The organism is Micromonospora sp. 4G55 (assembly GCF_016803375.1).
Genome location: NZ_JAEVHN010000700.1, coordinates 1 through 3092, shown reverse-complemented (window position 1 = coordinate 3092; position 3092 = coordinate 1). Strand labels below are relative to the sequence as shown.

General features: G+C 73.3%; 3 protein-coding genes. All 3 read left to right on the top strand.

Annotation, left to right across the window (positions count from 1 at the left end; translation table 11 throughout):
• On the top strand, positions 1 to 1829 hold a 1829-nt coding region (locus JNW89_RS32620; protein ID WP_238451976.1), incomplete at its 5' end, for a tetratricopeptide repeat protein.
• Positions 1786 to 2085 carry a hypothetical protein gene (locus JNW89_RS32615; RefSeq protein ID WP_238451977.1) on the top strand — a complete coding sequence of 100 codons (300 nt, stop codon included), beginning with the start codon at positions 1786 to 1788 and terminating at the stop codon, positions 2083 to 2085. The genes JNW89_RS32620 and JNW89_RS32615, both read left to right, overlap by 44 nt.
• A gap of 129 nt (positions 2086 to 2214) precedes the next feature.
• A partial coding sequence (locus JNW89_RS32610; RefSeq protein ID WP_238451975.1) for an FG-GAP-like repeat-containing protein occupies positions 2215 to 3092 on the top strand: 878 nt, incomplete at its 3' end.

The following is a 3092-nucleotide window of genomic DNA, read 5'->3' as shown; positions in this document are numbered from 1 at the left end:
AGGCGGCGCACGACGTCACCGCCAGCTTCCCCGACGGCCAGCTCTACGCGGAGCTGCGCGGGATGAGCGGTACGCCGGTCGAGCCGCGAGAGGTGCTCGGGCGGTTCCTCCTGGCGTTGGGTACGGCGGTCGACCGGCTCCCCGACGGCATCGAGGAACGGGTGGAGCTCTACCGCACCCGGATGGCCGGGCAACGCACCCTGATCCTGCTGGACGACGCCGCCACCGAGCAGCAGATCCGGCCGCTGCTGCCCGGCACGGTCGGCTGCGTCGTCGTGGTCACCTCGCGCAGCCCGCTCGGCGGGCTGGCCGGCACGGTCCTCACCGAGCTGGCGGTGCTGCCCGAGGAGGAGTCCGTCGAGCTGCTCGCCCGGCTGGTCGGCGGGCACCGGGCCGCCGCCGAGGACGTCTCCACCAGCCGCATCGTGCGGCAGTGCGGCGGCCTGCCGCTGGCCATCCGGGTGGCCGGAGCGCGGCTGGCCAGTCGCCAGCGGTGGCCGCTCAAGCTGCTGGCCGACCGGCTCGCCGACGAGCGGCGCCGGCTGGACGAGCTGGCGATCGGCGACCAGGAGGTACGCGCCAGCATCGGGCTGAGCTATCGCGGCCTGGACGCCGGGGACGCCGCCGTGCTGCGGGTGCTGGGTCTGCTGGGCCTGCCCGACTTCCCCGCCTGGGTGGCCGCGATCGCCCTCGACCTGGGCGAGGAGGACGCCGAGCAGGCCATCGAGCGGTTGGTGGACGCCCAGCTGGCCGACTTCGTCCAGGTCGACGGCACCGGTCACCTGCGCTACCGGCTGCACGACCTGGTCCGGCTCTACGCCCGCGAGCGCGCCGAGGCCGAACACCCCGAACCCGAGCTGCGGCAGCTGGTGAGCCGGGTGACCACCACCTGGCTCTGGCTGATCGACGCGGTGCGGCGGGGCGCGCCGACCGGCCCGCCGCCCGCCGGAGCCACCCGGGCGCTGGGCGACCTCGTCGAGCGGGTGCTCGACCAGCCGCGCAGCTGGTTCATTACCGAACACGACTCGCTGGTCCGGGCGGTGGAGGTGGCCGCCGAGCGGGGACTGGACCAGCAGGCCTGCGACCTGGCCTCGCTGCTGTCCACCTTCCCGTACGCCAGCGCGAGCCGGTTCGAGAGCTGGACGCGTACCCACGACGTGGCGCTGGCCGCGGCCCGCCGCAACGGCAACCGGTACGGCGAGGCCGTCCTGCTCTCCGGCTTCGGCCAGCTCCGCTGCGCCCAGGACCGGTACGCCGAGTCGGCGCAGTACCTGACCCAGGCGCTGGAGGCGTTCCGGGAGGGCGGGCACCGGCACGAGGAGGCGTTCACCCTGACCGCGCTCGGGGCGACGTGCCGGGAGCGGTGTCGCTTCGCCGAGGCGCTGTACTTCCTCGACTGCGCCGAGGAGATCGCCCGGGACCTCGGGGACGACGCGGTGCTGGCGGACGTCCGGAGGCTGGCCGGGGCGGTCCGGCTGGAACAGGGCGACCTGACCGGCGCCCGCGCCGACCTGGAGCTGGCGCTGCGCGGCTACGAGGGGCTCGGCGACCGGCGGGGCGTGGCGCTGACCTGGCGGATGCTGTCGCTGCACCACCGGGCCCGCGACGAGCTGCGGGAGGCGCTGGCGCTGGCGGTGCGCGCCCGGGACACGTTCCGGGAGCTGGACGAGAGCCTGCTGGCGGCGTACGGGGACCGGGCGGTCGGCAAGGCCCTGGTCCGGCTGGGCCGCAGCACCGAGGCGGCGGGTCTGTTGCAACGATCGCTGGCCGCCAGCCGGCGCGCCGGTGACCGCTGGGGGGGAGGCCGCCACCCTGCGGGTCATCGGTGAGTTGCACCTGGCCCGGCGGGAACTGGCCGACGCCGAGCGGTTCCTGCGGGCCTCGCTGCGGCTCTGGGACGAGTTGGAGCTGGCACTGCCCCGGGCCCGGGTGCTGCGTGACCTGGCCCGACTGGCCGCGCTCCGGGGGCACGACGACGCGGGCCGGCTGGCCCGGGAGGCGCTGCGGGTCTTCGAGGACCACGGCGCCCGGGAGCGCGCGGAGCTGGCGGCGGAGCTGGCCGGGGGCCGCTCACCGGTCCTCTAGGCCCGTCTGTAATCCGCTCTGTAATCCGCTGTAGACCGCGTTGCAGCGGCCCTGTCGGAATCCTCCAGCCCGCCCGCCGAACCTCCTTCCATCAGCGGCGACAACCGCCGCACGGAGGAGGAGATCACGATGCGGAAGCTGAGGATGCGCGACCGGCTGCTGCGGATGATGGCCGCCGGCCTGGTGCTGGCGGCGACCACCATGGGCACGGTCACCGTCGGCCTCACCACCACGGCGGCGCCGGCGCAGGCGTCCGTGGTGGCCGGCTCGATCACGCGGACGGAGGTGCTGGCCCGGGCGCAGTGGTGGATGAACACCTACGGCGTCATCTACAGCCAGAGCCAGTCCAACCAGAAATCGGACGGTGACGGGCACTACTACCGGCCGGACTGCTCCGGCTTCGTCTCGATGGCCTGGCACCTGCCGAAGAAGAGCGACGGCTGGGACCGGAACACCGGTGACCTGGCGGACTTCGGCGACACCACGAGGATCAGCCTCGGCTCGCTGCGGCCCGGCGACGCCATCCTCGGCGAGGGCTACGGGCATGTCGCGCTCTTCGACAGATGGGCGAACGCCGACCGGACCCAGATGTGGATCTACGAGGAGTACGGCACGAACAAGGAGGGCCGGCACGTCATCCAGGACCGCTCCTGGTACGCGGGCAACGGCTTCGTCGGGCTGCACTACAACCGCATCCGAGACGGCGCGGTGATGAACAACGACTTCGACGGTGACGGGGACGCCGACGTGCTGGCCCGCAACGCGTCGACCAAGGACCTGCACCTGTACCGGGGCAACGGCTCGGGCGGCTTCAGCTCGGGCACCGGCGCGGCGTTCAGCAACAACTGGTCGGCCTTCGACATCATCTTTAACGCCGGTGACTTCGACGGTGATGGCGACGCGGATGTGCTGGCCCGTGCCTCCACCACCAAGGACCTGTGGCTGTACCGGGGCAACGGCTCGGGTGGGTTCTCCTCCGGTGCCGGAGCGATCAGCAACAACTGGTC